We start from the raw sequence: 859 nt of genomic DNA on the forward strand, positions 1-859 counted from the left end.
CTTTACCGATGATGACTTTTTTTGTGCCTTGCTTTGCCAATACACGGCCTGCAGCCCAGCCCAGCTTTAATACAAAGTCAGGCGTAATTGGGTACTGACCTACTTTGCCTCGCACACCGTCGGTGCCGAAATAACGTCTTTTATCTGACATTTTTATTCCTTTATAAATTGATTTGGGCTACAGATTGTTGTTCATGGTTGTAATAACTTTCATTGCTTCCAATGTCTCTTCAACATCATGAACGCGTATAATCTGTGCACCTTTTATTGCAGCAATCGTTGCACAGGTAACACTCGCTACCATGCATTCAGCAGGCTTTTTATCTAAAAGCCTAAAAATCATTGACTTGCGAGACATACCAGCCAGAATCGGCATGCCTAATTGGTGAAATTTATCCAGATGTGCAAGCAGGTGGTAATTATGCTCTAAGGTCTTACCAAATCCAAAGCCAGGATCGAGAATAATTTTAGATGCATCAATCCCTTTCGCTTCACACGCTTCCACACGTTCAGTGAGAAAAGCACTGATATCCTCGATAATATCTGAATAGTGGGGGTTGTTTTGCATCGATCGTGGCTGACCTTGCATGTGCATTAAACAAATCGGTACTTGCGCTTTTGCGGCTACGTCTAATGCACCAGGCTCTTGTAGCGCACGAACATCATTGATGATATCGGCTCCGGCCTGGATCGCTTGATCCATAACTTCGGCTTTGCTTGTATCAATGGATATCCAAACATCTGAACGTTCACGAATGGCTCGAATGATAGGAATCACGCGATTCAATTCTTCATCGAGAGAGACATCAGGAGCACCTGGTCTGGTCGACTCCCCGCCGATGTCGATAATGCTCACCCC

General features: G+C 44.5%; 1 protein-coding gene and 1 pseudogene. Both read right to left on the reverse strand.

Annotation, left to right across the window (positions count from 1 at the left end):
• Positions 1-151: pseudogene (gene glmM, locus ACP45E_RS12340) on the reverse strand (phosphoglucosamine mutase); the annotation flags it as partial.
• 27 nt (positions 152-178) lie between these two features.
• On the reverse strand, positions 179-859 hold a 681-nt coding region (gene folP, locus ACP45E_RS12345), incomplete at its 5' end, for a dihydropteroate synthase (protein ID WP_069585054.1).

Origin of the sequence: Vibrio genomosp. F10 str. 9ZD137 (assembly GCF_049974785.1) — a bacterium.
GTDB lineage: Bacteria > Pseudomonadota > Gammaproteobacteria > Enterobacterales > Vibrionaceae > Vibrio.